Genomic DNA, 26,446 nt, shown 5'->3' with positions numbered 1-26,446 from the left:
TTCTGAATATGGAGAACAGAAATGCATGCAAGCATGAACAATGCGGGCGCGCTCATTGCTGGCCGTTTCGGCCTTGCCGGGCTTGCGGTCGTTGCCGGCGGTGCTGGTGACAATGTCGAGGCGAACGGTGCTTTCATCGACCGCCGTGGTTACAACAGCCTGAAAGTGCTGGTGCCCTACACGGCGACGTTGGGCGATGCGGATACACTTTCCCTGGCCGCGAACGTGCAGAGCGCTGCGGATGCCGCCGGAACCGGTGCAACGGATTACGGCGAGGCTCTGGCGTCGGCGGTGCAAGCAACAGGCGGCGGCGGCGGTTCGACCGAAACCGGCGTGCTCGAGCTGGACTACGATCTGAGCGGCTGTGGGCCGTTCGTCCGAGTTCAGGTCATTCCGGATCTGTCGGCGGCCAACACGGACACGGCTGATCTTGCCGCGGTCTATGTCCTGGCGGGCGCGACCGATAACCCGGTGTCTTCTTCACCGGTCTGAGCTTTCCTGATCCTGACAGTTGAGAGAGGAGGCGGGGCATATGCCCCGCCTGTTATTCCATGGAAAACGTTCTTGTGAAATTCGTCCGGTCCATGACGCCTTACATGGCCGGTGAGACGGCGGGGTTTTCTCCTGCAAAAGCCAAATCCATCTGCGACAAGGGTTATGCGGTTCTGGTCGAGTCAGCCGGCGCTGAAGCGAACAAGCCTGATCAGGACAAGCCCGATCAGAAAGCGGCTGATGACGATGGTGCGGCCACAAACGAGGGCGCCGAAGGTGGTGAAGGTGATGCCGCCAAAGTCAGCGAAGCCGAGAAATCCGGCGACGATGATGCAGCCCAGAACGAGGGTGCTTCCAAGCCGGCCGCCCGTAAACCGACCCAGCGCAAGGCCGGTAAATAATGGCTCTCGTCCGGACAGAAGAGCCGTCGGGTGATGTCGTTGCTGCGACTGACCTCTATGCGCATTTGCGCGTGGACCTGATCGGCGGGGCGACTGCGCCGGACGACGCCAATGACATTGCGGCACTCCAGGACTCGGCGGTTGGATATCTGGACGGTGCCAGCGGGATCCTGAACCGTGCTCTGCTGACCCAGAAATGGGAACTGCGCCTCGATCGGTTCGGGCCCTGTATTGAAATTCCCCTGCCGCCGCTGCAAAGCGTGGATGAGATCAGATATATCGACACGGCCGGCGCGGAACAGACGTTGCCGCCGGTTGACTACAGGGTGATTGAGAATGGAGAGATGCCGGCGGAAGTTGTTCCGGCATATGGCGCGTCATGGCCTTCAGTATTGAGCACCCTGCAGGCGGTCACGGTTGTTTTCACATGCGGGTATGGCGACGCAGCGGATATTCCCGCGCCAATCAAGCAGGCGATTAAGTTGATGGTCGGTGAGTGGTATTCGAAGCGCGAAGCGACGGTTGGCCAGCCGGTCAATGAACTTCCGCTCGGTGTTGGTGCATTGCTCGCAAGTTTTCGCGTCGGATAGGGCCCATGCAGCGGATCGCGGCCGGAGACCTGACGTCCCGGATTATCATTGAGCAGAAGGCGCAAACGCCGCGTGCCACGGGGCCGGGTTACACGGAGTCATGGACTGAATGGGGTCGGCTCGCCGCCAAGGTGCATCCGGCATCGGGCCAGGAGCGCTTCGAAGCGGACCAGGTTCAGGATCGGGCGCTTTACCGTTTCACGGTCCGCCGCCGCACCGATTTGACGGCAGACATGCGGATACGCTGGAACGACGAGATTTACAACATTCGATTCATCGGCCTGACGGCCCGGACGGAGCAGTTCATGACGATCGATGCAGAGCGCGGGGAGTTGGACTGATGTCCCGCCGGAGCGGGCTGCGCAATGTCACCAAGCTCCGCCGCAAGTTGAGGCGCATGCCCGACGAGATAGAGAAATATGTGAAGCCTGCGGTGGTCGCGGTGGCGACGGCAACGGCGGTCGATGCGGCTTCGATCGTCCGCAAGAACTATGGAGACCTGGCTGCGTCGATTGAGCCGAACTTTTCGCGTGACGGGTTGTCCGCTCTTGTGGGGCCAGGCGCGAAGGGGGTGAAAGCTGAACGGCGCGTCGGGCGTGCGCGGGCACGAGGCAAGCAACTGAACCTCTCCGGAGCAAATCAGGATCTGTTGTTTCAGGCGCACAAGGGCGCGTGGATTGAGTTTGGAACAAAGGGCTCCCCGAGCAAGGGAATTGCGCCGCATCCGGCCTATCCGTTCATGGCGCCGGCCTGGGACATGAACCGATCATTCGGAATTGCATTGGTTCGTGACGCAATCGACGCGGCGCTGGCGAGCATCACAAAGGGCTGACGATGGCAGAACCTTCTCTGGCGGTCTGGGACGCGGTCTATGGGCTGCTGAAGGCCGGGCTGGCCTGTGATGTCTATGACGCGGTCCCGGAAGGCGCTGCGCTGCCCTACGTGGTGATGAACAGGCTTGATGCGTCAGACGCTGACAGTCACCGCACGCGACGGGACGAGTATTTCCTCTACCTGTCGGTCTGGTCGAGTGCGGCGGGGCAGTTCGAGGTTCTTGACCTGGTAGGTCAGATCGACGCGGCGGTTCACGCAACACGGCCGCAATTGGCGACGGGCCGGGCGGTCAGTTGCCGCGTGACTCGTAAAAACGCCGTCTCGGAACCGGACGGCCGGACATATCAAGGACAGGTGACAATCCGATGCATAGCGGAACACTGAAACTGACGGCCCTTGTTGCCGGGCTTAGGTGCGGCGGCAAGGCGATTCCTCTCGGCGGGGGGTTCCAGGCTCCGGCCGAGGTTGCGAAAACACTGATCGCTCGCGGGCATGCGAAAGATGCAAGCGATGCGGAAACGCCGGTGCCTGCGGCGCGGCGGGCTAGGCCTGGCGGAAAACGGGAGCCGACCCTCAAGGATCCTGAACCGGATAATGGAACCGACGAAGAATAAGGGCCGCATAAGCGGTCCTTTTCATTTCCGGCATCGCGCCGGCGCCCCGGGAGGCCCTTGGGCAAGGCCATATCAATAAAGGAGAGACCCGATGGCCCAACAAACGGCAGCGGGAAGTGGATTCGAGATCGGCACGACGCTCGCGGCGGACAATCAGGCCGGTTTCGAGGCTGATACCTTCGCGGAGATGGGTGAAATCACCAATATCGGCGATTTCGGCAAGGAGTATCAGATTATCGAGACCAAAGCGCTGAAGCAGCGCCGGGTTCGGAAGATCAAAGGGTCATATGACAACGGCACGCTTGAGCTGGAGCTTTATCTGGACCCAGACGATGCAGGTCAGACTGCAGCGCTGGCGGCGCTGGATACGGACGACAACTACAACTTCAAAATCACGCTGAACGATGCGCCTACAGCCGGGGCGGCACCGACTCCGACGACGTACTATTTCCGCGGCCTGGTCACGACCTTTCGGACGAGTGTGTCCGATGTGGACAGTGCCGTTACCGCCCGCTGTGTCGTCGCTATCAATTCAGAAATCCTCAAGGTTCCGGCGGCGACGGGCGACTGATCCTGGCCGGGATGGGCGGCCGGGCGTTTGTCAGGGTGGTCGGTCGCCCGCTTTCCATTTCGCTCCCTGGCATCCTGACAATTGGAGACCTGACATGACCGGACTGAAACCGGAAATCGTGATTATTGATATTGGCCAAGAGAAGTTCGAGCTGACTCCGTGCACCGGAGCGCTGATCGGCATCAGTCAGACACTTGAAGGTCCGCTTGGGGCGCTGCGGCGGCTGCAGGGCATGGATGTTCTGGCAGTGAGTAATGTTATTGCGGCTGGTGCTGAACTCGACAGTGCGGCGGCTAAAGATCTGCCGGATAAGATTTTTGAATCCGGGCAACTGGAGCAGATTTGCGCGGATGCTGTCCGTTTCTGCCTTCTGCTGATGAATGCCGGTAAAGCGCGGACCCCTGCTGATAAGTCACCGTCGAAAGCGGGAAACGAGAAAAAGCAGGTTCATTAGTCACGCTCGATGAATACGCCGAAAGGCTCTACAAGTTCGCGACGGGGTGGCTCGGATGGTCTGACCGGGATGCGATGCGAACGCCTTGGTGTCGCATCGAGTTGGCCATGGACGGCAAGTGCGACTTCATCATCAAGACCAATCCTCTAGGGTCGAAAAGCAAGGGCGGCAAAGATAAGCCGCCCCCGCAGTTCGATCCGCAGTGTCTATCCAAGGAAAATCGCGACAACGTCGCGAACCGTCTCCGGGCCGTGCTCGGTGGCTAAGAACCATGAAGCCCTGACCATTTCCGGTCGGGGCTTTTTCATTTGAGGTATCCGTGTGGCTCAATCGCTCGAAGACCTGCTGATCCAGATCGACGCATCGACGGAAAATCTCCGCCGCGAGTTAAAGCGCGCTGACGAATCTGTTTCTGGTTTCAGTCGCACGACGGAGCGGGCTGTGGATCAGATAGAGCGCGAGTTGGCCAAGACGGGCCGCGCGTTTTCATCTCTCCAGCAGAACATCGATCGAGCAAACAAGATCGGAAACGAGCATGCGGCCAACACCCAACGGCAAGCCCAGAACATTGCGGCCTACGGCGCCGAAATGGATCGGCTCCGAGCCAAGCACAATCCGCTTTTCGCGGCGCAACAGCAGTATAAGGCGCAATTAGATGAGCTGAGCCGCGCTCTGAAGGTCGGAGCGCTTAACCAGGGCGAGTACGGCGCGGCATTGGCGAGAACCAAGGCACAGTTTGCGGACCAAATCCGCAACATGAATGCCGTGAGGGCGGCGAGCAGGATATCGAGCGCAGCGATCGCCAAGGGCTCAAAAGCATATCAGCAATACGGGGCGGTTGCGCAGCAGGCCGGATACCAAATTGGCGATTTCGCGGTGCAGGTGGCGAGCGGTCAGAGTGCTGTTGTCGCATTCACGCAACAGGCCAGCCAGCTGCTCGGCTTCTTTGGGCCGGTGGGAGCCGTTGCCGGAGCGGCAGCTGCGATTTTGGGCGGGATATACCTCGCGTTTGGGCGAACCTCGGAGGAGGCCAAAAAAGCGGATCGCGCTATTCAGGATCTAGCGAAAACGCTTGCCGACTATCGAGTGGAGGTACAGAAGGCCACCTCGCTTGGTCAGGATTTCGATGATGATCTCGGCGGGGTTCCCGATCGCCTGAAGTCGCAATATCAGCGAACGCTCGAAACCACTCTGGATATTGAATCTAAGAACCTCCGAGATCTCAATGAGCAACTGGATGATCTTCAGAAGAGGCGTGGCGAGTTTGAAGCGACCCGGCGGGGTGAACGGGGCCCCAGCTCCACGATTGATGAGGGCGCATACAAGCAGACAAAGGCGGACATAGAAGAGGTCACAAAACAAATCGACGCGGCTATCGACAGATCCGAGTCGATGCAGGCTCAACTCAATACACTAAGCACTCTCCGCTTCGAAGACCCAGGGTTTGAGGAGGTAACTGGATACTCTTCCAATCTTGCAGCGCAACTGGCTGCCGCGACCGATCGCCTTGAAGCGCTCCGCTCCGGCGGACTAGAGGGGGCGGCTGCGTTCGATATGTTGGCCAAGGCGGAAGGCATCGCGGAGCGGCAGGCTGAGGCCTACAACGACGCCAACGAAGACGCCATAAATTCTGGACAACTCAAGAAGAAAACCGCTGATGACTATCTTCTGACGGCTAAGATTCTGGTCAATGTCGAGAAAGCAGCGGCGGACTTAACAGAAAACCTAACCAACTCTGACAAAGAGCATGCGGCCGCAATCGAGGCCAAAACCAAGGCTATCGACAAGGAATTCGCGGCTTATGAGAAGCTGCTTGATCATACCGCAGAGGTGAGAGATGGCGCCGAACGCGACATCGCCAACACCCTGGAGATGGCGGCAGCGTACACCTCCGGATCGGAGGCCGCGCGGGTTCTAGCCAAAGAGCACGAACTACTGGCGAAGAACACGAACCTTTCCGCTGAAGAGATCCGCGATCTGGCGGAGCGCACCGTTGACGCTGAAGATCGCATGGATCAAATGCGCGCTTCCTCAGTGTACCTATCCGACACGCTGAGCAACTCCTTTGACGGTATCGGTAACGCGATTACAGAGGCGTTTGCAAAGGGCGAAATTGCGGCGTTGGACATGGGCAGCGTTTGGAAGGCCGTTGTGTCCGAGATGGTCCAGAGCGGGATAGCCCTTTCGGCGCTTAATCCGGCCAAAAACGCTGTTTTCGGGACAAACCTCCCGACGCTCACTACCGTTTTCGGTGGCTCTAGCGGCGCCAGTGGATTTCAGCTTCCCTCGTTTGGCCTCGGTGGAATTGGCAACAGCATCGTCACGTCATCGTTTGGCGAGGCTATCGGGCTGTCTGCTTTCGATATCGGTGTAGGGGATCTGGTGCCGACTGGCTTGGGGAACGCATTCACGGGCGGTCTGGGCGCTGCTCCTTATGGCATCATCGGCTCGCTTCTCGGTCAGTTCCTCGGTCTTGGCTCCGGGAACGCCATTCTTGATACTGGCCTTGGCGCCGCCGGGTCGTTCCTTGGTGGCGCGGCCGGGTCTGCGTTTATCGGGGGCGCGGCTGGCGGTCCCATCGGCGCGATCCTCGGCGCGTTCGCTGCGTCGGCTCTAGGGTCTCTTTTCGAAGACAAGGATTACCCATTCGCCAAAGGCGACGTGAACCTGTCCGGCGGCGGATTGTCATTTACGACCGATAGTCTCGATGATGGCGACGAGCAGGGCGCTGCACAGCTTACGCAGGCCGTAGTCGCCGGCCTGCAGGGCTTCCTCACCAGTTCCGGTGGAACGCTGACCGGTGACCTGAACCGCATTGCAACAATTGGTTACGCCTCGGGCCGGTCCGATGCGTTGGGGCACGGCTTCTTCGCCGGAGGGGCCGGCGACTTCGCAACCGGCGCGGACTTCACGAACCTGGAAGACAGTGGCCTCGCGGTGGCGTTGTCGATCCGCCAGGGCATCCTGAAGGCGATCGATGAAGGCACGCTGGAAGGCGTGTCGCAAGAGTTTATGGACGCGGTTTCAACCGGTATCCGGAATTCCGCTACAGACAATGCCGAGCAGCTCGCAGCCGATATCGACTTCAGCGTTTTCTATGGACAAATCGTCGCCGGGATCGAAGATCCCCTGACTGCTGTTGAGCAGACGTTTCAGGGCATTGCGGATCAGGCCGAGGCGGCGAGCACGCAGGCCGAGCGCTTGGGGCTGGCCCTTGAGCCCGTAGTTGATCATTTCGCAGAACTCACTACCGAAGCCGTCCGTGCCGTCGAAAATGACCTTGAGCGTCAGATCCGGAGCCTGAGTGGGCAGGGCTACCTGAACACGCTGGAAGACATTGTTGCCGCGTATGATTTCAACTCCAAGTCCGCTGCAGCCGCCGGCATCGGAACGGACAAGATTGACCGGCTGTTTAGCCTGCAGGTGTCGAACGCGCTGTCTGGTGTGGATGGTGTCGATCATGGGCTTGTCGCAGATGTTTTCGCGCAGGCTGGCGTAAACCTGCCTGCAGCGGCGCTTTACGAGGCCCAATATCGTGCCACGCTTGATCAGATTGAGGCCCTTGAGGCCAATACAGACGCGACGGATGATGTTTCCCGGCGCTTTTTGGCCATTGCCGATAGCCGCCTGACTGATGAACGCTTTTCGCCGCTCGATCCGCGCGCCCGCCTCGACGCTGCACGAGCAGAGTTTGACAGGCTGTTGGGGCTGGCGACGGACGGCACGGACGATCCGGAAACGCGGGATGCGCTACAGCGCATCGAAGCTGCCGACGCCGCGTTTCTGGAAGCGAGTATCGCCTATTATGGAAAAGCCGGCGGTTACTGGGGCGATTTCAATTACAGCCAGGACGCGCTGCGGCAGATCGCTAATGACAATTTCTCCGTAGCGGATCGCCAGCTCTCAGAGCTGCAGCAGGCGAACACGCACCTTGAACACCTGGCGGCCATTATTGAGAACCTCGGCGGTACTGTCCCCGGTGGAGGCGCCGCCGCCGCGGCAGGTGCCTCTGCGGGCGGTGCGGCGGTAGCCGCATCGACTGGTGGCGGCTCTGTATCTGGCAATGTGGTGACGTTGCCGTCTGGCGTTACTGACACTGCCCCGAACCTCGTCTCGCGCGCAGCGGCGTATATCGAACGATATCCCGATCTTTTGGCGGCATTTGGGGCGAATAATTATGGCGCCGCGTGGCAGCATTGGGAACGACACGGCAAGGAAGAAGGTCGGACCTTCCACACCGGCGGGTATCCTTACCCCGGTGAAATGTTCCGCGCGCTTCCGGACGAAATTCTGGTTCAGGCGCCGGCAGCCGGGCAAATGCGCGTGCTCGACCCGAAACAGTCGGAGGACTACCGAAGCAAGTCCGAGATTGTCACCGGCCTGAAGGTGATGGAGGCGGGGCTCAACAACCTGGCTTTACTTGTCGAGCAACTTATTCAGCGCAATGCCGCCGGCCAGCGAGCAATCGCGGTGGCCGTCGAGAAAGGTTCGGACGCGCAGGAGATCCTCGCAGCACATGCAGAGCGGGCGGTCGGATGATTTACCGAATGGAAGTGGACGCGTGGTCTGATGCTCTTGGGGCTGTAGTCCGCCGGTATTACTCCACGCATGCCGATACGACTGGACCGTTTGACACGCCGGCGTTCACAACGTTCGAGGGCCGGATAATCAATCCGGGCAATTTCTCGTGGAGCCTGTATGGCCCGGGCTCATTACTCGGCCCGTCGAGGGCTAGTGGCGGCATAGCCGAACTGAATAATGCGGACGGTGGGCTAACTGGCCTGTTTGATGCCGTCGATGGGCGGCGTTTCGTTCTCTACCGATCAGAGGACCGCAACGCTACCTATCCCGACGATTGGCAGCTTGTACTTAATTGGACAATGGAGCGCCGCGAGAGGCCGCCGGGTCTCATACGGCTCATCATCCGTGATCGGCTGTCCGAAGTCCTGAAACGGCCGCTCACAAAACAAGAATATGATGGCTCGAATATACTGCCGGACGGTGTCGAAGGCGGGCCAGAGGATCTCGAGGGCAAGAAGAAGCCAGTCTGCTACGGTCTTTGTCGGGGTGTCACTGCGATCGATGTGAACAGATCGAAATACACGCGTCAGGTGGCGACTGCCAATGCCGGGCCGCAAACCTTCGAAATATTTGATGTCTCTACCCAAGGGGCGGTGATCACGCCGGGAACGAGCCATGCAAGCCTAGTCGCGCTTCAGGACGCCACTGTCGCGGGCGAAGAGGTGGATTCATATGATGGCGAGGTCAGTGACGGGGCTTATTTCAGAACAGGATCAGCCGTCAAAAATGTGACCGTTGATGTCGCCGAGGGCGCGACAGATGCGGACCGAACAGCGGCTCAGATCATCAAGCGGGTGGCGCTTGGTCCTGGTGAACTCACCGAGTCAGATCTAGACGATGACAGTTTTACGGCACTCGACGGCGAATTCCCGCACATATGCGGGATCTGGATAGGCACGAAAGAGGCCACTGTCGGGGATGTAATTATCCCGATTGCTAAGAGTGGCGGCATTTACTTCCTTCCGGGACGGGACGGTATCTTCCGTGTGGGCCGCATAAAAGAGCCGACAGGCATCGCTGACGGTGAACTGACAATCCCCGAGGCTCTGGCGACGAAAACGCCGATCAAAATTTTTGACGACGTTGATGCCAATCTCAAGCTACCGCCACGGCGCGTGGGCGTTCAATACAAGCGAAACTATACCGTTCTGGACACTTCGGTCATTGCCGACTCGATTGAGGAAGACGACGACAAGTTAGCATTTTTACTCAATGAGTTGCGCAGCGTTTCGGTGTCCGATGAAAGCCGATTGACCAGAAACCCGAGCGCCCCCGAACTAATTGTTGAGACCTATCTCGATAGCAGGGCCGCAGCGCTGGCCGAAGCGGCCCGCTGGCAGGACCTTATCAGCCCCGGCACAGCCACGCTGCAGATTGATCTGCACATTGATCATTATCCGACCGTAACCAAAGACGGTGTGACGCGGCTGGCGGGTCCGAATGACGTGCTCTGCGTCACTTATCCGGGTGAGGGTCTCGAAGATGGTGTGAATCTGGTTCTAAAGGGCGCTGAAGAGGATCACCGCAGAAAAACAGCAAAACTTGAGTTCCGGGGCAAGATATGACGCTGGAAAACTGCTTCATGGCGTGGCCGAACTACTTGTTGCCGGACACTAATTTCGCGACGGTCTCGGTCTCCGGTGGTGATTGGATATCGCAGCAGCCGCTGGATAACATTCTCAATCCGCGCCTTTCGAAGCCAGCCATATCCGCAAATGTGACGAACGCCGCGACCAGGTTCTGGGTTGATCTTGGGGAGCATCGAAATATGAAGGTGCTCTCTATCCCATGGATCCGGGGGTGGACCAGTGCCAACGTGATCTCGGGATATCTTGATCTCACCGTTCGTGCGCGGGTGTTTGAAGAGGCGAGTGAGTCTTCTGATGTGATCTACGATTCAGGCCTCGTTGAACAGCATCCGGTGATCTACAACCGGTCGGAGCTTCGATCCACCCACCCGTCATTCATGACCGGTAAGATCACGCCGGAAGCGGCTGCCAAGTATGGCTGGAAACAGCCTTGGTGGCACTGGATCAATGAAGAGGTTCTCGGGCGGCATATACTGTTCGAGATCGATGCATCGGCCTCGGATCTGGCGCATCTCCAGGTGCCCTTTTTGTCTGTTTCGCCCGGCTTTCAGCCAAAAATCAATATGCTGTACGGCGCCAAGACGGGGCTCGTAGATCTGTCACGTGTCTCAAAGAACGATGCCGGCATTGCTTACAGCAAAAATGGGCCGCGCCTGCGGACCTGGTCTTTCATGCTTTACATGGAAGAGGACGAGGCATTCATCAATCTATACGAGATGATGCGTGAGCTTGGAATCGATATCCCGTTTTTCTTCGGATTCAGTCCGTTCGAGACGGTTCATAAGCAGCGTCGTGCCGGATTTTTCCGAATGAACATATTGGGTGAAGTGGAGTTCACCGACTTCGGTATGACGAAAGTGCCAGTTGAATTCGAGGAGGTTCTTGACTGATGGCTATGCCTGTCGACACCAAATATTACTCGCACCCGGACTGGCCCAAAGATGTAGCCGGCACAAATGGTTTTCGCTGGTCACAAGAAACTGTGCTGGTGGGTGAACTGCAGGTCTCCCCGGCAAATGCGGTGACTGCGTCCTACTTTCTCATGGCCCGCGATGAAGCGGACAAGGCGCTTGCCTTTGCGTCGGCGGTCAGCGGCGACGGAAACTCTTGGCGCGTTGTGTTTTCGGACGACACGGCCGACGAAGATCCCGGGCCCGGCGCCGTCCGCGCGAACAGTGCCATCGTCGCGGAAATCACGGAACTCTATGTTGATCGTCTCGGCGTGGATGGCAAAGACTTCTCCGGAACCATTGCTCTCTTCAATGGTTCTACGTCGACCGTGAAGGGCCGCATTTCGCTGGTCAACATGATCGACTTTTCGAATTGGTTCCGCGCCGATGTCATCGCGGTCACAGAGAATGACGGCTACTTCACGATCAGCATCCGGAACCCCTCGGCGTCCGGCACCACCCTGCCGTTCGTGGCCGCGGATGATCTGACGCTTGGTTTCACCCGCACTGGCGATCGGGGCGACCCGGGCACGTCGCTGTCTTTCGCCTGGAGCGCCGAGAACGGCGGCGGCGATCCGGGCGCGGGTTCGGGAGCCGCGAACCACGCCGACCTGTCGCTTGCGACAGAGATCTATGTGTCCGATCTGGACGCGCTTGGCGTCGATATTTCTGCGGAGATCGTCGCACTCGATGCCATCACGCACTCGCCAAAGGCGACCGTTGTTCTGCGGAGCAAGGCCACTCCTTCGACATCGCGCCGCTATTACCTGACGGGCGTCACAGCGGGCGACGGCTTCATGACGCTGGCGGTCGTCCCTTTGTCCGGCGCCGGCGTACTCGCCGCCGATGAGGAGTTCTACCTGTCATACAGCCGGAGCGGCAATAACGGCGGCACCGGTCCGGCCGGCAACATCGGCAACCTCACTGAGCAGGCGGAAATAACCGAACTGGCCAACGCGGATTGGCTCGTTGTGCACTCCGCCAGTGCCGGAGGGACACGAAGAATTTCAGCGGCGAACGCCCGCGAGACGCTCGCACAGCACGAAGAAGACCAGTTTCTTATGGAGGCGATCCGATGACGCTCGTACATTCATCAACATACAAGGCCGACATTTCCCCCGATGCGCTCGAAACGATTTACACGGCAACGTCTCCGAGCGGAAGCGCCATCCAGAATGTCTTGGTCAGCCACGTTGGCGACCCCTCGCGCGTCGATGATAGCCCCGGAACAGGGGCTCATCTGCCCTTGGGGACGAGTTTGATCTATGGTGACAGCTCGGACGTCGCGCAGACTTATTACATCAATGATGAGCGCAGCCTGACGATCTTCGGCGAGCCGGACTCGCGAGACGGCTACTGCGTTTACATGCAGGTCTGTCAGTGGGACGCGGCAAAGGGCCGGAACCGCTCTGGCCCGCCGTATCTCCTCTATCGGCACTCGGAGCAGACATACTCTCAGCGCTTCGCGTTCCTGACAGACGACAAGTTCGTCACGAAGGATACGGAGCACAACAACTTCGTCTCATTCCGCATCAACCCGGACTTGTCGATCTCTCCGATTGGCAAAAACGCCGGGGCCGTGACGAGTATCACGTTGGCCTCGATCGCAAGGATCGATGACGATAACGCGCTGGCGCTCTATTACGATAGCGAGTGGAAGCTCGCGCAGCTCGCGGTTCCGGACAGCGGTGGGATCACCATGTCTGCCGACGCAACGACGGCAACCGTGACATTCCCGGGCAACGGCAGTTTTAGCGACCTCGTCCGCGCTCGGAACGACACGGTTGAGTTCGTCCTGATGGGGTATGGAGACGCGACGAATAAGCGCGTTTCTGCTTTCTCATTCGATACCGGCACAAATACGGCTACCCAGACCGGCACGCAGTTGGTGACGGCCGGCTCCGGCGGTGACAGTGAGCAGACTATCATGCGCAAGGTGCGTGCCGACGATGCCTATGGTGTTGTCATCGGGCGCTGCACGGGCGCGGAAACTCAATTGCCGTATGCGGTGGTTGTCTTTCGAGACAATACACTCACCGACACAAATTCGGCGACGATCGGCACAACTTCGAACTACATCAGCAATGCCAGTAAGATGCAGGTCGACCGCAATACGTTCGCGCTCGTCAGTTCAAACTCGTCCGGCTATGCGTATGTGACGTTTTCTATCGATAACACGTCCGGCGCGATCACACTTTCTATGCCGTCGGATTCCGGAATGACCCGGCGATGGCTGTTTGGCACCGCGAAACAGGTCCATCACTTTTGCCGGGGCACGGGAACTTATACTTACCCGGTCCGGAATGTCGGGGACCAAATCACGACGCTGCCAATCGTCGCCAATTCAGTTAACGCGCCGGGGTTTTTCGGGACGCGCCCGAATGCGGCGTTCTGGCACGACAAGCTGAACCTCTGGGTGACGATTGACGGCGGATATTACCTGAAATTCTTCAATGCCGACGGCGACCCTGTTGGGCTGCAATATCTCGGCAGTACGTATGAATCAATTTGCCAGGGCAACAGCGGCAATACGGTCGCCGCTGTAACCGGCAGCGTCTCCGGCTATACCGCTTATAGCGGGCAGACTTTCAAGGTGATGGATGGACTGAGAACAGTCGGTTTCAACGGGTCAACGCCGACCGATGTCACGACCGACAGTATATCCATGAGTAGCGGGCTTCGCATCAAGGGGCTCGCACCGGTCAGCGGCATGCATTACGCCTATGTGGGGTGGTACTATTCATCCGGCTATTATCCGCGCTACGGCGTACTGGAGGTTGGCAGTGCTGTAAAATGGTCCCAGGACGTCGGCGGCGGCGCCGTGAGCGGGTCGGCGCTTAGGGGTGAGTGTTACTGGATCGGCTGCGACGCAGAGCGCAATATCTATGCAAGCCTGCCGTATGTGACAGAACGAATCCGACTGATCAAAGACTCTGTGAATGCCGATGGTTCGCAGGGTGGGGACACCGTGCTGTCAACTACGCCGACCCTTCCCGGCCATGCAATGTTGGGCGCCTTCAGTCAGTGGGGCCCGCACCAGTTCATCGGCGTTCACCATGACCTCATCATCGTCTCAAACGGTACTGACGCTGCCGACGAGAAAGGCAACTGGTCCCGCGACAACATGGATCGCTGCAAGGCTTGGTGCAGCGACACAGCCGCGGTCATTGCCATGGTGGCGACCAATGACGGCGCATACCGCTACGATGCGTACTTGATGCACGATTATTCGGTCATCGTCAGCGCCACGGACATCGCCGCTTTCGCGACAACCGATAATCCGGATGCGAACGCCTATGGCACGCGCACGACATTTACGCTCCGCGCCGACGACGCCTCATGGCTGAAAGAGGTGTGGGGTGCCACAGATACAACCGTCGATCTTTACATGACCTGCGAGGGCGGCACCGTGGATTTTCCCCTCGTCCGGGAGCGGGAATTTGTCATGAGAGAGACGGATGAGCTGCCGTGTCGATTGACGCTCCCGCAAGGCGAAAGCCTCAAGATGAAGGCGGGTCACAAGAACCAGCTCGTCGCTGCTATCAACCATCTTGAGAGGGTTTAAAATGCTTAAAACCATTGACAAGCCTGGAGAGGGGAACGGACCAGCGACACTCGCAGACGTCGCCGCCGCTAAAGCTCGATTTCTACTTTCGGAAGCAACCCTGGAGGCGAATACGGCGTCACTCGAATGGCCGGAAATCTTCCAGAAATACCCAGATTTTGAGTTTTACGAAGCCGAGTTCGAGGGGATCCACAGCCACACGACAACGAACGCTCTCTATATGAGATATTTCGCGGACGCAGGCGAATACAGCGAAGCGGTCCATCACTATACCTACACGACGCTGTCCGCTAGTGCGCTATCTGGCAGCTCAGCTTCAAACTCGGCATCATTCCAGCTACACGGGAGTCTTAACGCGAATTACAATTTTGGTTTTCGCGTCCGAATGCACCCAAACAACACTCTGCCCGTATCGCCCCACAACTATGGGGGCAAGCATCCATACACAAGTGAAGTCCGGCAGTTCGGTCAAGCCAGTTATCCGTTCTCGTTCGGAAACGGCGGATTCCATGGGGCCGGAGATTTTCCGGCGACAGTTTCCGGTTTCAAGTTTTTCCTCGGCGCTGGTGAGTTTTCCAGCGGCAGCGTAATCCGGATCTATGGCGTCAACGACGCAGGAACGGTGTTGGTATGACCCTCAAGCTCGTTACCGGCGTACCCGTCAGTCTGTCAGCGGAAGAAACCGCGACCCGCGCGGCGGAATACCTGGCCAACTTCCCGAAGCGCAAAGAAGATCTCTGCGACAAGATCGACGCCGAGTTTAAAAAGCGCATTGCGGCGGGCTTCTCCTATGCCATCCCGCATGTCGATCCGGATCCGGCTAACCCGGAATATGTCTATGACATAGACGATGCCGCCCAAGCGAACATGCTGGCCATTGAGGCCGACTTTCTGGGCGGCGCCGTCGATGCCCACGACGGGTACTGGCGGGCAGCGGACAACCAGAACATCGTGTTCACGGACGACGAAGTCCGCATCATGTTCAGGGCCGCCAAAGCGTACAAGATGGCGTTGATCCGGGCCGCGCACGCGCTCAAGTCCGCCTGCCGCGCCGCGACAGACGACGTCGAGCTGGATGCCATCGACATCACGGTGGGCTGGCTGAGTTAGAGTCCGCCAATTCAGGAAACCCGCGATGTTCCGTATTTCCGCCGCCCTTTGGGCGGTTTTTCTTTTGAGGGGGGGATAGTTTATGGATTGGCGCGACCAGCTTGCCGCGTGGGTTTCTTCAGTATGGCCGTGGGGCTCGATCTTCGGCGCCTCTTTCGTTGGCCGGGTGATGTATCGGGCCGGGATATGCCGCCGCGGTGATCGCCGGTTCTGGTCCTGGTCGCTGGCCTGGGAACTCCCGCTTGCGGTCGGTATGGGAATTATCGCGGCCGGCATGGCCGAATTCCTTGACCTTGGTATCCGGGGGACGTTGGCGGTTTCGACGGCGGTAGCCTACCTCGGGCCGCGCGGGATCGAGGCATACCTCGAGCGGTTTCTCGAAAAGAGGGCGCGGCAATGATCGATCACGCTTTCATTGAAGCCCGCGAGGGCGGTCTCGAGTTGGTCGGCTATGTGCCGGTGTCCGAAAAGTCGCAATCCGGTGTCACGGTCGGTTGTGGCGTGGACCTGGGGCAGCGCGACGAGGCGGAACTGGAACGGTGGGGCTGCAGCGCGGGCCTGGTCGACCAGTTGCGGCCTTATCTGGGCCTCAAGAAAGAGATGGCCGCCGCCGCACTGGAGCTTGCGCCGCTCAAAGTGACCAAAGAAGACGCGCGGTTCCTGTCGATCGCGGCGCGCGGGTCGATCACCGAAACGTTGGCCTCACTCTATGAGCGCGATGCCGGCGGCTCATTCTTCGATCTGCCACCTGCCGCCCAGACGGTCATTGCGTCCGTCGCCTACCAGTACGGCCCGAATCTCTACCTTCCCGCCGGCAAAGGCGGCGCGCCGAAATTCTGGCGGCTTGCCTGCCGGCGGGATTGGCCCGGATTGGTCCAGGAGTTGGAGCACTTCGGAGACAGCTACCCGTCGCGTAGGAACATCGAGGCCGGTTACCTGAAGGCCGGCCTCGCCGCCGGCTGACCTCTTTCCGAAAACCTGAATTGGAGATTTGCCATGAAACGACTGGCGAAAATGCCTGTGCTTTGCCTGGTGGTAGGGCTTCTGGCCGCCTGCGCCTCTGTCCCGGCCCCGCTTGATCTGGCCGCCGACCAGATGATCGCAGCCAAAAGCAACAAGGCCCGTGCTGTGCGCCTGGTGGGCGCCGCCGAACTTACCTGCGCCACTCTCAAGAAAGAGGGCGCCGCCGGCGCCGTGGCCGCGTGCCAGCGCCTACGCGATGCCTCGGACTCAGTCGCGGCGGCCGTGATTGACGGCTATTTCGAGACAAGCGTTTCCGCGGCCGCGGTGGCGCTCCTGGACGAGGTTTACCGCTTCACCGAGGACAACGTTCCGCCGGGTGACCTCTCGACGCTCGCGAAGATCCGCACCGCCTTCGATGCGCTGAAGACGGTGGAGGGCGCCCGGGCCGGTCTTACCGATCTGGCGGACCTGGTGGCGGCGGTGGATGCCGACGTGACCGCATACGATTCAGCGCTCGCGATGACGCTGGCTCGCTTTGACAACACCATGAAAAACTGAGGAGCATTCCCATGAAGTGGAAGAAATGGATTCCGGGGCGCAGGGTCTGGGCCGCCGGTCTGTCTGGGCTTGTCGCTTTTGCGGTAGCCGCTGCACTGAATATCGCAGGATATCCGGTGGATTATGATGCTGTCCTGGAGGTTGTCATTATTCTGGCGCCTACTGTTGGCTTCATTGTGCCGGATTCCGCAACCGATATCGCGCGCAAGCTGAATGACGAGATTGTGGAGCTGGCGGTGCTCATGCCCGAAAGCGCGGCAACCGCTGAAGGAGCGCAGCGGGTAGCCGATAAGGTGTTGGCGCCCTTTCCTCCGGAGACCGTCTCCGGCTCCACTGATACCGGCCGGTGAGCAATATATTCGCTCCGCTGTCTGTCATCGCGAAGGCGGTGACGGCGGCGCCCGAATAATTCCGGAGCCGTCAATCGAACTGACTGACCTTATACAAACCAATATTACCCAAAAATGACCCCGTGGTCTGCGTCTCTTATCAAGCTCCACTCGTCAACGGTGACGCCCGTTAAGGTGATTGTGCTCCTGGTGTCGATTATCTGAATGACCGAGCTGCCGGTTCCGGTTTCGTGGATTGTGGTCGATGTGGTCGTGGCCCAGTACCCGAGATCCAGAAAATCATTACGCGGATCAAAATCGGTAATCGTATCGTTGTCTGTAACGCTGTTGAAGGCGAACACGTCAGATCCACCTCCTCCAGTTAGGGTATCAAAGCCGTAATTAATGTCGAAATACTCGTTTTGGCTGGTCCCGACTATCACGTCATTCGACCAACCTCCGGCCCGGAAGTCATAAGAGCCGCCGTTTGGGCTATAGATTCGAGCAAAGACTGTCGGAGCGCTCTCAGCCCAGGGACTCTGAGGATCGGTAGGAGGAATAACCGGCGTTTCGTCGCCATCGTCGCCCTGGTCGCTTGACGCATCTGCCGTCGGAAGGCGCCCCTCAAAACGGCCAAACGAATTGTAGTGATCCAGGGGGGGGACGCCGGCCGCCCGGACGTCAGGATTAGATTCCAAGTAGAAGGACGAATCGAAGGAGGCTGACGGATCTCGTCCCTCTTGGAAGCCATGCACATCGTAATGCTGCTTAGCAGACTCCAAAAGGCCGCTCGCAACCGCCAACAACACATCAGGATTGTTCGATAGATAGTATGACTCATCGAAAGAAATGGTTCCTCCTGTCCCGTCGCCTTTGCTGTCCTGAATTTCGACAAAGTGCGAGATCAGGTCATCGGTGCTGATGATGTAATTGTTGGAGCTTCCATTCACATTGCGACCGCTGCTAATCGCCATGTCCAAGAACTGGTCGATCGTAACATTAGAGTTGGTGATTGACAGAGATGCTTCCTGGAGAGCTGCATAAGATGCCGAGACTACGGGCGCCGCGAAGCTGGTACCGCTAATGATGTCTGTATTTCCATTTACATCTACAACTGGAACATTTTCACCCAGAGCATAGAGGTCAACGAGACTGGAGTGGGTCTGGCTGAAGTAAGACAGGTTCCCGTAAGCATCGACCGACCCGACGCCTACCGCATTTGGACTCGCGCTGATCACATTGACACCGTAACCGCCCGAATTACCGGCAGCGACAGTTGTCATGATGCCCATATTGTAGAGCGCTGTGATCTCATTGCTGAGAGATGTAGTCGTCTCAAAATACGACCGTCCGGCTCCGAGCGATATGTTTACGCTCGCAGTGTTGAAATAACCTGCATTCTGGACTGCCCATTGAAGGGCGCGCTCGACATCTAAGAATGAGGCGCCACCACTCGGGCCATCGTCGAAGACCTTGAGGTGGATAATGTTTACGTCATCAGCGTAATCGAGGACGACTGAGCCGACCATTGCGCCATGGGTCTTGCTGTCCCAATTCCAGGCAGAGCTATCATTCTCTGCAAAGTCCCACTGATAAGCGAGATTGCCAACGCTGTAACCGTTTGCCCATCCGCTGTCGATGATGATCACGGTCTGATCGGTGCCATCATAATCGAGATACTTTGAACGCACGATCTAGATGCCCCCTTTTTTTGAGCGCAAGAAGTCTATTTTTGGTTGCATGGTGCGCTCAAAGGCAAGCAGCTACAACAATAGTTTAAGTAGCCCTGGAAAATCAGATATCACCAATGATTCCTAGTGAAAGAGAAATGCTTTAGATTTGGGAGCCTTCAGTTAGGCCGCGAACTTGACCGCTGCTTGCCGCCGAACTCCGCCCTAAACGCTTCCGCAGTCTCAGCGTCGGCGAAATAGAACGTCGCCCCGAACATGAACCATCGGCCGGCACTGTCGCGTCCGTGTTTCTCTAGCCAGCCCTCTAGCCCCCTGGCTGCGGGCCACTCCTCCATATCCCGGAAGCGGTGACCGAAACCGCCCTCGGGCGTCTCCAACTCCACTGCGAACCGAAACACCTTCTCTGCGAGCTTTTGCATGCGGGAGCGGGATTTCGTGCGCGCCATCTCAAAACCAATCCTCAAAAGGTCAAAAAAATGGCTCTTGCCGATACCCAAATCCTAGCACCCGAACGGGACACGCTATCCGCATTTTTTGCCGCTGCTGACCGGCGCTTTGCCGCGCTCGGCCTCGATGCAACGCTGCGGTGGTCCTGGGACGGTCTTCGCGAATTCTGGGAGGCTTGCGGCTATCCGTTCGTTGAGTGCTACACGGATCGGGCGAACCCCTCCGGGTTCTGGCTCGACATCTGCAAAGACGGTCGGACGATCGCTACGGGCGGTGGGTTCCAGATTGTACTGGTCACGGATCTACGCGAGCACCTGGAGGCGGTGGGGCTGACAGCCGAGCCGCTTGACGTGTGGGAAGTGGAGGGGGATGCGATAGGGGTGTGCGAGGCTATAACCGACCGGGCTATTTTCACCGGCGCCATCTGCGTTGCGCCTGAGTTCCGGAAAACTGAGTTGAGCCGCGTCCTCGTGGACGAACTGATTCCGCCGACGATCCGCGCCGCCGGCCGCGCCCGGTGGGCGGCGCCGCATCACTTCTATTTCACGAAGGACGGCCGAAAGGTGGAGGAGAGGTTTCGCGCGGAAAGCCTGGCACGGCGGGTGAATTGGCTCAGGAAGCCGGCAGGTGTGCCGAAGGAAGCGCAGGAAGACCGGAACAACTGGACTCTCGTGAACCATCACAGCCTCGGCTATAGCAGCCCGGCTTTCGTCCTGGAGCGGTGCAGGGAGGTTATGCGTCCCTGACTTCGAGCGGGCGCGAGACGCTGACCACGTCGCCGTTTTCCCAAGGCAACAGCAACGTCAGATACCGTACATAGCGTGGCGGCCCGTCCGCGCGCCTTATGACGGCTACACAGGCCTCCGCATAAGCCTCTTGCTTCAGTCGGCATTTATTCAGTCGGCTGGCACACCATCTCCCGTACTCCGCATCGAATGCTTGCACCAGAGGCATGCCTTCGATTTCAGAGCCCCATAGGCGGAGTCCTTTCCCAATCTCCTTCACATGACGGAGACCGTGTGGCCCCTCGAACGTTCGGGCCGCCCTGTCCCGGCATATCTCCGGCAAGTCATCCATGCCGCGGCGGTCACGCCACGCCTCAAGTCCGCCCAGCTGGTAGTCGGCCGCCTGCGACATAAACTGCTCGACGGTGCGCGGCGTGCTTGCGTAGGCGGCGGTGGGGATCGGATCGCCGCTGCCGACACCGGCCATGTCAGCGGCCTTCTCTGCGCCCCACATAAGGGCCTCGTCACGCAGCATCCCGCCGGCGCCACCAACAATCCCTGCCACAGCGAACACGGCTGCATTGGCGATAAAGCCGCGTCGGGTGGGTGCGTGCTCCGCTGCCCGCGCCCTCATTCGATCCACTATCTTATGCATGGCTTCATACTCCCGCGCCTGCGTTTGGGCGCTTTTCACCGAGCTTGTTTGATTCCGACAAGCGTCGTAAGTCATTGAAATGTCTATGGTGAACGAATGTAGAACTTGTCGGAATGGCCGCAGAATGCCTTGGCTTTACACCTTCTCTTAATCAGCGGGTCCAAGGTTCGAGTCCTTGTGCGCCCACCACTCTCCGCCTTGAAATCGGTAGCTTGATAAACCGCTGCACGGACGTGACGGCGGTTTTTTCTATTGGGGCCCCGTGGGTGAAAGCACGTTGCGATTTCGTGGGATAGCCAGCCGATAGGCAGTATTGGTAAGCGGAAGCGGCCTTGTGGGGTTGTTATTCGGGTGTTGTGATTCGCTCGAAATCAAGAAATGCGATGAGTTTGTTGACGGTTTTGCCGTCGTCCGAAAGCGGGAAGATCGCGCGTTCGATAGTGTGGCGGTAATCATTTAGCTTTCGGAAATCATGGTCCGAAAATACCGGACGCTTCTCGGAAACTGGCAGACGGTATTCGTTCAGAACCTTGCTTCTGACATCACCGAAATCGATATCGTCCAAATATTTTCCGGTATAATCACTGCCGAACATATCGACGATTTTCGTCCCGACGAGACGAATTCTAAACTTGGCGCCGTCGTTTTCGACATCGACCAAGATGATCGACGATAGCAATCGTGGCATCTCCAACGGGTCGAAATCAGCGCGGCTGGCCATGAGGCGATTGCCCCGCTTTCTGTTCCAGAGCGTGAACGCTTCCTGAAGAAGCGGCGATCGCACTCTCTCGAACTCTTTTTCATCGACACTCAAGTGCAATACCGCATCGGTTTCGAGCCTGATTTCTGAAAACGCCAATCATGGCGTGTAAATATCAGGCTTCGTCGATACATCAAGGACCCGTTTCAGAATCGGGTCAGAATTCGGCGGTGGCCAGAGGTTTTTCAGGATACCGGCCCGCAGCCCTTGAGCTTTGCCGTGGCTTTCCCGTTCGGCAGAAAGAGGGCTGTCGCAGGTTCTTGCCCTATCGTCGTGATGACAATCATGGCGCCCGCGATCTCCGATGAATCCACGACCGTCTGCCCATAAGGGCCTTCGGGTAAGGTGTCGTCGACATCCACGGTAAAGACGACGCGTCCGCGTCCTTCGAGCCTGTCGAACAGGATCGATGCGACACGGTCGCCGTCCGTCACGGGGGTAAAGCTCCGGACCGCATCCCGGCCCTCGGCGATGCCGAATGGTTCATAGACACTCGCGCCTGCGCCGCCCTCGGAAATGTCGAATAACAGGCCGCCGGCAGAGCTGCGCAGATCGATCTGCATACCGAAGTCGTAGTATTCGCAATCGTCCCGGTTCTCGACGATGAACAGGTCGGAGGGGGAGGCCTCGATGAATGTCACGACGAGATCGGCCAGAGCGGCCGAGGGCAGCAGGGATATCAGGACTGTGAGGATCGCGCGGCCGGTCATAAGGACGGATATAGGTCTGCCTGCTGGGTTGCACAGAGGGTAGAGTGTGTAATCGCGTCACGGAGGCGCTCTGTCCTTCATGTTTCCGCGGGGTGTCGTTCACGATAGATGCCCCGATGACCTGTTAGTGAATGTACAGGAATTTCTGCTGTTGTAGCCTAAAGGCAGGCAAACTTGCCTGCAGTGGGAGATCGAACATGCAAAAAATCAAAACAGTACTCACCGCCTTCGGCTTTTCTGCCGCGCTTCTTGTAACGGCGCCGGTGTTTGCGGACGGCCATCTGGAAAAGGCCATCGAGGCGCGCAAGGCCGTGATGTCGCTCTATTCCTTCAACCTCGGCCAGCTTGGGGCAATGGCGAAAGGCAATGTAGCTTACGACGCAGCGGCAGCGAGCGCCGCCGCCGGCAACCTCGCCGCGTTGGCCGCGCTGGATCAAGGCGCGTTGTGGCCCAAAGGCTCGGACGCAGCCGCGATGCCTGACAAGACCCGCGCCAAGGCGGAAATCTGGTCGACCTATCCCGAGGTCAACGGGAAGAGCAAGGCACTTGCCGAAGCGTCGGTTGCGATGGCAAAGGTCGCCGGTGATGGCCTGCCGGCCCTGCAAGCTGCGATCGGCGATGTCGGGAAAACTTGTGGCGGGTGCCATAAACCCTTCCGCGTGCCGAAATAGACAAATCAGGTTCTACCGGGGCCCGGCTTGTGTCCGGGCCCTGCAAGGCGTGCGAAAGAGGGTGTGATGACAGGTGGGGTGCGCCGGGCATTGCTCGGGGGTGTGGCTCTTGCCGTTGCCGGAGTGGTTGCCGGATGGGTTCTGACGGCACCTGAGACGCTGCCGGAAGACAGCGTGACGGCCGATGGTGGCGATGCCGCGCGCGGCCAGACGATTTTCATCATCGGCGGCTGCGCTTCCTGTCATGCGGTGGACGGTGCCAAGGGGGAGCAGAAGCTGGTTCTTGCCGGCGGCAGGTCTTTCGTCACCGAATTTGGGACGTTCTATGCCCCCAACATTTCCTCCGATCCCGAAGCAGGTATCGGGGCCTGGCGCGCGGTGGACTTCATCAACGCCATGAAGCATGGCGTGTCGCCCGATGGCAGTCATTATTACCCGGCTTTTCCGTACACGTCATACGCCCGGATGAAGACCGAAGATCTGCTGGACCTCTGGAGCTACCTGAAATCGCTGCCGGCGAGCAAGCAGGCGAACACGCCGCATGCGGTCGGCTTCCCATTCTCGATCCGGCGCGGCCTTGGTCTCTGGAAGCGGCTTTATCTCGATCCGGAACCGGTGGTGGCGGTCGGCGTGGACCTGGAGCGTGGCCGCTATCTGGTTGAGGGGCCGGGCCATTGCGGGGAATGCCATACACCGCGTTCCGCCATCGGAGGCCCCGATCATTCGCGCTGGCTTGCCGGTGCGCCCAATCCGGACGGGGAGGGCACCATTCCGAACCTGACCCCGGCTGGAGGCGATATCGCCTCCTGGTCGGAAGCCGATATCGCGGAATATCTGAAATCCGGGTTCACCCCGGATTTCGATACGGTCGGAGGCTCCATGACGGAGGTGGTCGAGAATACAGGGTTGCTGAGCGACGACGACCGCCTCGCAATTGCCCGCTACCTCAAGGCCATTCCGCCGGTTGCTGTGGCGGAATGATTCGCCTTGAGGTGTGCTGGCCGAGTGTGGGAGCAGCTGCTGCAGACCGTTCCGTCAGGCGGCGATTGCCGCTTGGTCCCATGCCTGGATGGTCTCCCGGATGCTTTCGTCGAGCTCGATGAACTCAGCGCCGAACCCTTTGACACGTTTGCGTTGCCTCACGACCCGGGCCTGGACTCTGCCGAGACCGGTCAGGTCAACCTCGACAGCCGAGCCTTCCGGGACCTGTTCATCAGTACCGATTTCGAGGCCGGTTTCCGAGATGTTGTGGATGACACAATCATACCAGCTCTCGCCGAGTCGGAATCTGGACGCTTCCATGAGCGTTTTACGTTCCGCTTCACGCCGGTTACCTGCCGCGGATTCCCGGACGATGGCCGTCAGCCTGGTCTGTAGTTCCTGCATTTTGTTTGTGATCGTGGTCGCGGAGTTACTGATCTCCTGAGAAATCGTGCCGTTTTCCTCCGCCGACGAGGCAACGCCCGTGATTTTTCCGGAGACTTCCTGAGTGCCCATGGCCGCTTCCTGGACATTCTGGGTGATTTCATTGGTCGTGTCGGTCTGTTGCTCGATAGCGGTCGTGATCTGTTCCGAGATCTCGTTAATCCGCAGAACGGTTTCGCCGATCCCGCGCATCGCCTGGACCGCGTCGCTGGCAATGCTCTGAATACTTTGGACCTGCTCTGCGATGTCTTCGGTCGCGCTGCCTGTCTGGTTGGCGAGGGATTTTACTTCCGATGCGACAACCGCAAACCCTTTACCCGCTTCGCCTGCGCGTGCGGCCTCGATGGTTGCGTTGAGGGCCAGAAGGTTGGTTTGCTCGGCGATATCGGTGATCATATTGACTACTGCGCCGATCTTTTCGGCCGCGCTTGCAAGCCCTTCGACGGTCGCATTGGTTTTCTGGATCTCGGTTGTCGCGTCCTTGGCGATATTCGTCGATGCACCGACCTGGCGGCTGATTTCCTGGATTGATTGCGACATTTCCTGGGATGCGGCTGCCACGGTGTTGACGTTCACAGTCGCTTCTTCCGAGGCGGCTGCGACGGCCATGCTTTCCTGTCTCACATTTTCCGCTGACCTATTCATGGTCTCCGAACGCTGGCGCATCTGCTCCATTTCGTCGGCGATGGAGGCGACGGCGGTTTTCAGTTCTTCTTCCAGTTTGTTGCTGAGCGCCAGCATCTCTTCCTGCAGGCGGCGCTGCTGCTCCTCCTGCTCCTGCTGCCGGGACTCGGTCATCTGTTCAAGCTCGATGCTGGCCTCTTTGAAAACCGAAACGGCTTCCGCCATGCTGCCGATTTCGTCTCTGCGGCCGCGCGCCGGAACCTCTGCGCTATAGTCGCCGGTGGACAGCTTAGCCATGGCGGAGGTCAGCTTGACGATCGGTCCGGCGACCGCATTGCCGATTACCGCACCGCTGACAAGCCCGCCGACCAGACCCAGGCAGGCCAGAGCGATAATGATCTTCAAGCTTTGCTGTTCGTGCTCTTCAGCAGCATAGAGAGAGCGCTGCGTAAATTCCCCGATCTCATTCAGGATCTCTTCCATCTTGTGATCGAGAGTGGTTTCCAGTGCCTCCGCTTTTTCAGCAAAGCCGGTTGCCGCATCCATATCACCCGCTTCATGGGCTTTGAATGCGCCTTTGGCCTGAACCTCGTAATCAGCGTGGAGGCGCTTTGCTTCTTTGATTTGTTCCGCGACCGATGAAAACTCCTCGACGGATTCGGTCGCCCCGTGGGACGAACTCACCTCAATCGCATGCTCCAGTCTGCGTTCAAGGTCCAGAAACAGCGCATCCGCACTCTTGCTTTGTTCTTCGAATTTTTTGATTTCCTTGGCGAGCACCGCGCTCAGATCGGCATCCTTCTTCTGAATGCCGGAAAATCGCATGGCTTTCTCAAAATGAATGGCTTGCTCAAGCTGCAAGACGGTCACCTTGGTCAATTGCCGGGTGATCGGCATGTCTTCTTCTGCAATCTCCTTGAGCTCAATGCCGATCAAATTCATCGAGAATACAGCATAGACCAGAGCGACTATCGGGAGAGGGAGAGTGACCAGACATACGCCAATGATTTTCTTCCGGATCGAGAGACTGGAAAACATTTAAAGCGGCCCTTTGCGTGATCTTCCATTGGAAGGATTTGTATCAAAAATTGTATAATCAAAACTTCGCCCATACCGTTACTTGATGCACAAACTACC

30 protein-coding genes are annotated in these 26,446 nt (G+C 58.5%); 24 read left to right on the top strand and 6 right to left on the bottom strand.

Going from position 1 to position 26,446, the window contains the following annotated elements; translation table 11 throughout:
• Positions 1-21: 21 nt before the first annotated feature.
• From IG629_RS07100 to IG629_RS07000, 21 genes are all read left to right on the top strand, one after another.
• On the top strand, positions 22-492 hold the full coding sequence (locus tag IG629_RS07100; RefSeq protein ID WP_193171261.1) for a hypothetical protein: 471 nt from the start codon (positions 22-24) through the stop codon (positions 490-492).
• Positions 493-566: 74 nt separating this feature from the next.
• A complete protein-coding gene (locus IG629_RS07095) occupies positions 567-893 on the top strand; it encodes a hypothetical protein (protein ID WP_193171260.1) in 327 nt (108 codons plus the stop codon).
• Positions 893-1,483 (top strand): head-tail connector protein, encoded by a 591-nt coding sequence (locus IG629_RS07090; RefSeq protein ID WP_193171259.1) that lies wholly within the window; start codon positions 893-895, stop codon positions 1,481-1,483. The genes IG629_RS07095 and IG629_RS07090 overlap by 1 nt, the downstream gene beginning before the upstream one ends.
• Before the next feature lie 5 nt (positions 1,484-1,488).
• Complete coding sequence (locus IG629_RS07085) at positions 1,489-1,824, top strand: phage head closure protein (protein WP_193171258.1); 336 nt, start codon at positions 1,489-1,491, stop codon at positions 1,822-1,824.
• Complete coding sequence (locus IG629_RS07080) at positions 1,824-2,315, top strand: hypothetical protein (RefSeq protein ID WP_193171257.1); 492 nt, start codon at positions 1,824-1,826, stop codon at positions 2,313-2,315. The genes IG629_RS07085 and IG629_RS07080 overlap by 1 nt, the downstream gene beginning before the upstream one ends.
• A gap of 2 nt (positions 2,316-2,317) precedes the next feature.
• The gene (locus IG629_RS07075) at positions 2,318-2,701 is read left to right on the top strand and encodes a DUF3168 domain-containing protein (RefSeq protein ID WP_193171256.1); all 384 of its coding nucleotides are present in this window, start codon (positions 2,318-2,320) and stop codon (positions 2,699-2,701) included.
• Positions 2,683-2,931, top strand: a complete 249-nt coding sequence (locus IG629_RS07070; protein WP_193171255.1) for a hypothetical protein — start codon at positions 2,683-2,685, stop codon at positions 2,929-2,931. The genes IG629_RS07075 and IG629_RS07070 overlap by 19 nt, the downstream gene beginning before the upstream one ends.
• 91 nt (positions 2,932-3,022) lie before the next feature.
• Positions 3,023-3,502, top strand: coding sequence for a hypothetical protein (locus IG629_RS07065; RefSeq protein ID WP_193171254.1), 480 nt, complete (start codon positions 3,023-3,025; stop codon positions 3,500-3,502).
• A gap of 94 nt (positions 3,503-3,596) precedes the next feature.
• Positions 3,597-3,956, top strand: coding sequence for a hypothetical protein (locus IG629_RS07060; RefSeq protein WP_193171253.1), 360 nt, complete (start codon positions 3,597-3,599; stop codon positions 3,954-3,956).
• 107 nt (positions 3,957-4,063) lie between these two features.
• A complete protein-coding gene (locus tag IG629_RS07055) occupies positions 4,064-4,222 on the top strand; it encodes a hypothetical protein (RefSeq protein WP_193171252.1) in 159 nt (52 codons plus the stop codon).
• Between the two features lie 55 nt (positions 4,223-4,277).
• Entirely contained in the window at positions 4,278-8,495 is a 4,218-nt protein-coding gene (locus IG629_RS07050) for a coiled-coil domain-containing protein (RefSeq protein WP_193171251.1), read from the top strand.
• An 8-nt stretch (positions 8,496-8,503) separates the two neighbouring features.
• Positions 8,504-10,102, top strand: coding sequence for a hypothetical protein (locus tag IG629_RS07045; protein ID WP_193171250.1), 1,599 nt, complete (start codon positions 8,504-8,506; stop codon positions 10,100-10,102).
• Positions 10,099-11,016 carry a hypothetical protein gene (locus IG629_RS07040; RefSeq protein ID WP_193171249.1) on the top strand — a complete coding sequence of 306 codons (918 nt, stop codon included), beginning with the start codon at positions 10,099-10,101 and terminating at the stop codon, positions 11,014-11,016. The genes IG629_RS07045 and IG629_RS07040 overlap by 4 nt, the downstream gene beginning before the upstream one ends.
• Positions 11,016-12,155 carry a hypothetical protein gene (locus IG629_RS07035; RefSeq protein WP_193171248.1) on the top strand — a complete coding sequence of 380 codons (1,140 nt, stop codon included), beginning with the start codon at positions 11,016-11,018 and terminating at the stop codon, positions 12,153-12,155. Before IG629_RS07040 ends, IG629_RS07035 begins: the two co-directional genes overlap by 1 nt.
• Positions 12,152-14,641: a hypothetical protein gene (locus IG629_RS07030; RefSeq protein ID WP_193171247.1), complete on the top strand. Its 2,490-nt coding sequence runs from the start codon at positions 12,152-12,154 to the stop codon at positions 14,639-14,641. The genes IG629_RS07035 and IG629_RS07030 overlap by 4 nt, the downstream gene beginning before the upstream one ends.
• Before the next feature lies 1 nt (position 14,642).
• On the top strand, positions 14,643-15,275 hold the full coding sequence (locus IG629_RS07025) for a hypothetical protein (RefSeq protein WP_193171246.1): 633 nt from the start codon (positions 14,643-14,645) through the stop codon (positions 15,273-15,275).
• Positions 15,272-15,751, top strand: coding sequence for a DUF4376 domain-containing protein (locus tag IG629_RS07020; RefSeq protein ID WP_193171245.1), 480 nt, complete (start codon positions 15,272-15,274; stop codon positions 15,749-15,751). Before IG629_RS07025 ends, IG629_RS07020 begins: the two co-directional genes overlap by 4 nt.
• A gap of 82 nt (positions 15,752-15,833) precedes the next feature.
• On the top strand, positions 15,834-16,151 hold the full coding sequence (locus IG629_RS07015; RefSeq protein ID WP_193171244.1) for a phage holin family protein: 318 nt from the start codon (positions 15,834-15,836) through the stop codon (positions 16,149-16,151).
• A complete protein-coding gene (locus IG629_RS07010; RefSeq protein ID WP_193171243.1) occupies positions 16,148-16,714 on the top strand; it encodes a pesticin C-terminus-like muramidase in 567 nt (188 codons plus the stop codon). Before IG629_RS07015 ends, IG629_RS07010 begins: the two co-directional genes overlap by 4 nt.
• Positions 16,715-16,747: 33 nt before the next feature.
• The gene (locus IG629_RS07005; protein WP_193171242.1) at positions 16,748-17,272 is read left to right on the top strand and encodes a hypothetical protein; all 525 of its coding nucleotides are present in this window, start codon (positions 16,748-16,750) and stop codon (positions 17,270-17,272) included.
• A gap of 11 nt (positions 17,273-17,283) precedes the next feature.
• Positions 17,284-17,622 carry a hypothetical protein gene (locus IG629_RS07000; protein WP_193171241.1) on the top strand — a complete coding sequence of 113 codons (339 nt, stop codon included), beginning with the start codon at positions 17,284-17,286 and terminating at the stop codon, positions 17,620-17,622.
• A gap of 104 nt (positions 17,623-17,726) precedes the next feature.
• Here IG629_RS07000 and IG629_RS06995 read toward each other — a convergent pair whose 3' ends face one another.
• Together IG629_RS06995 and IG629_RS06990 are read right to left on the bottom strand one after the other, a co-directional pair.
• A complete protein-coding gene (locus IG629_RS06995; RefSeq protein WP_193171240.1) occupies positions 17,727-19,292 on the bottom strand; it encodes a S8 family serine peptidase in 1,566 nt (521 codons plus the stop codon).
• A 158-nt stretch (positions 19,293-19,450) separates the two neighbouring features.
• Entirely contained in the window at positions 19,451-19,738 is a 288-nt protein-coding gene (locus IG629_RS06990; protein ID WP_193171239.1) for a hypothetical protein, read from the bottom strand.
• 30 nt (positions 19,739-19,768) lie between these two features.
• On the opposite strand from IG629_RS06990, the gene IG629_RS06985 reads away from it, so the two are divergent.
• Positions 19,769-20,485, top strand: coding sequence for a hypothetical protein (locus IG629_RS06985; RefSeq protein WP_193171238.1), 717 nt, complete (start codon positions 19,769-19,771; stop codon positions 20,483-20,485).
• Here the strand turns inward: IG629_RS06985 and IG629_RS06980 are convergent.
• The 3 genes from IG629_RS06980 to IG629_RS06970 form a co-directional block, all read right to left on the bottom strand.
• Positions 20,472-21,119, bottom strand: coding sequence for a hypothetical protein (locus IG629_RS06980; RefSeq protein ID WP_193171237.1), 648 nt, complete (start codon positions 21,117-21,119; stop codon positions 20,472-20,474). The two genes, IG629_RS06985 and IG629_RS06980, sit on opposite strands and share 14 nt — an antisense overlap.
• A 343-nt stretch (positions 21,120-21,462) precedes the next feature.
• Positions 21,463-21,933: a PAS domain-containing protein gene (locus tag IG629_RS06975; RefSeq protein ID WP_193171236.1), complete on the bottom strand. Its 471-nt coding sequence runs from the start codon at positions 21,931-21,933 to the stop codon at positions 21,463-21,465.
• Between the two features lie 131 nt (positions 21,934-22,064).
• A complete protein-coding gene (locus tag IG629_RS06970) occupies positions 22,065-22,589 on the bottom strand; it encodes a hypothetical protein (RefSeq protein WP_193171235.1) in 525 nt (174 codons plus the stop codon).
• A 197-nt stretch (positions 22,590-22,786) separates the two neighbouring features.
• On the opposite strand from IG629_RS06970, the gene IG629_RS06965 reads away from it, so the two are divergent.
• A complete protein-coding gene (locus tag IG629_RS06965; RefSeq protein WP_193171234.1) occupies positions 22,787-23,260 on the top strand; it encodes a c-type cytochrome in 474 nt (157 codons plus the stop codon).
• A 66-nt stretch (positions 23,261-23,326) separates the two neighbouring features.
• The gene (locus IG629_RS06960; protein ID WP_193171233.1) at positions 23,327-24,241 is read left to right on the top strand and encodes a c-type cytochrome; all 915 of its coding nucleotides are present in this window, start codon (positions 23,327-23,329) and stop codon (positions 24,239-24,241) included.
• A gap of 54 nt (positions 24,242-24,295) precedes the next feature.
• Here IG629_RS06960 and IG629_RS06955 read toward each other — a convergent pair whose 3' ends face one another.
• Positions 24,296-26,347: a methyl-accepting chemotaxis protein gene (locus IG629_RS06955; protein WP_193171232.1), complete on the bottom strand. Its 2,052-nt coding sequence runs from the start codon at positions 26,345-26,347 to the stop codon at positions 24,296-24,298.
• Positions 26,348-26,446 lie beyond the last annotated feature (99 nt).

Source organism: Nisaea nitritireducens (assembly GCF_014904795.1).
Taxonomy (GTDB): domain Bacteria; phylum Pseudomonadota; class Alphaproteobacteria; order Thalassobaculales; family Thalassobaculaceae; genus Nisaea; species Nisaea nitritireducens.
Note: the sequence above shows the minus strand (reverse complement) of the source record. Positions and strands in the feature narration are given on the sequence as shown.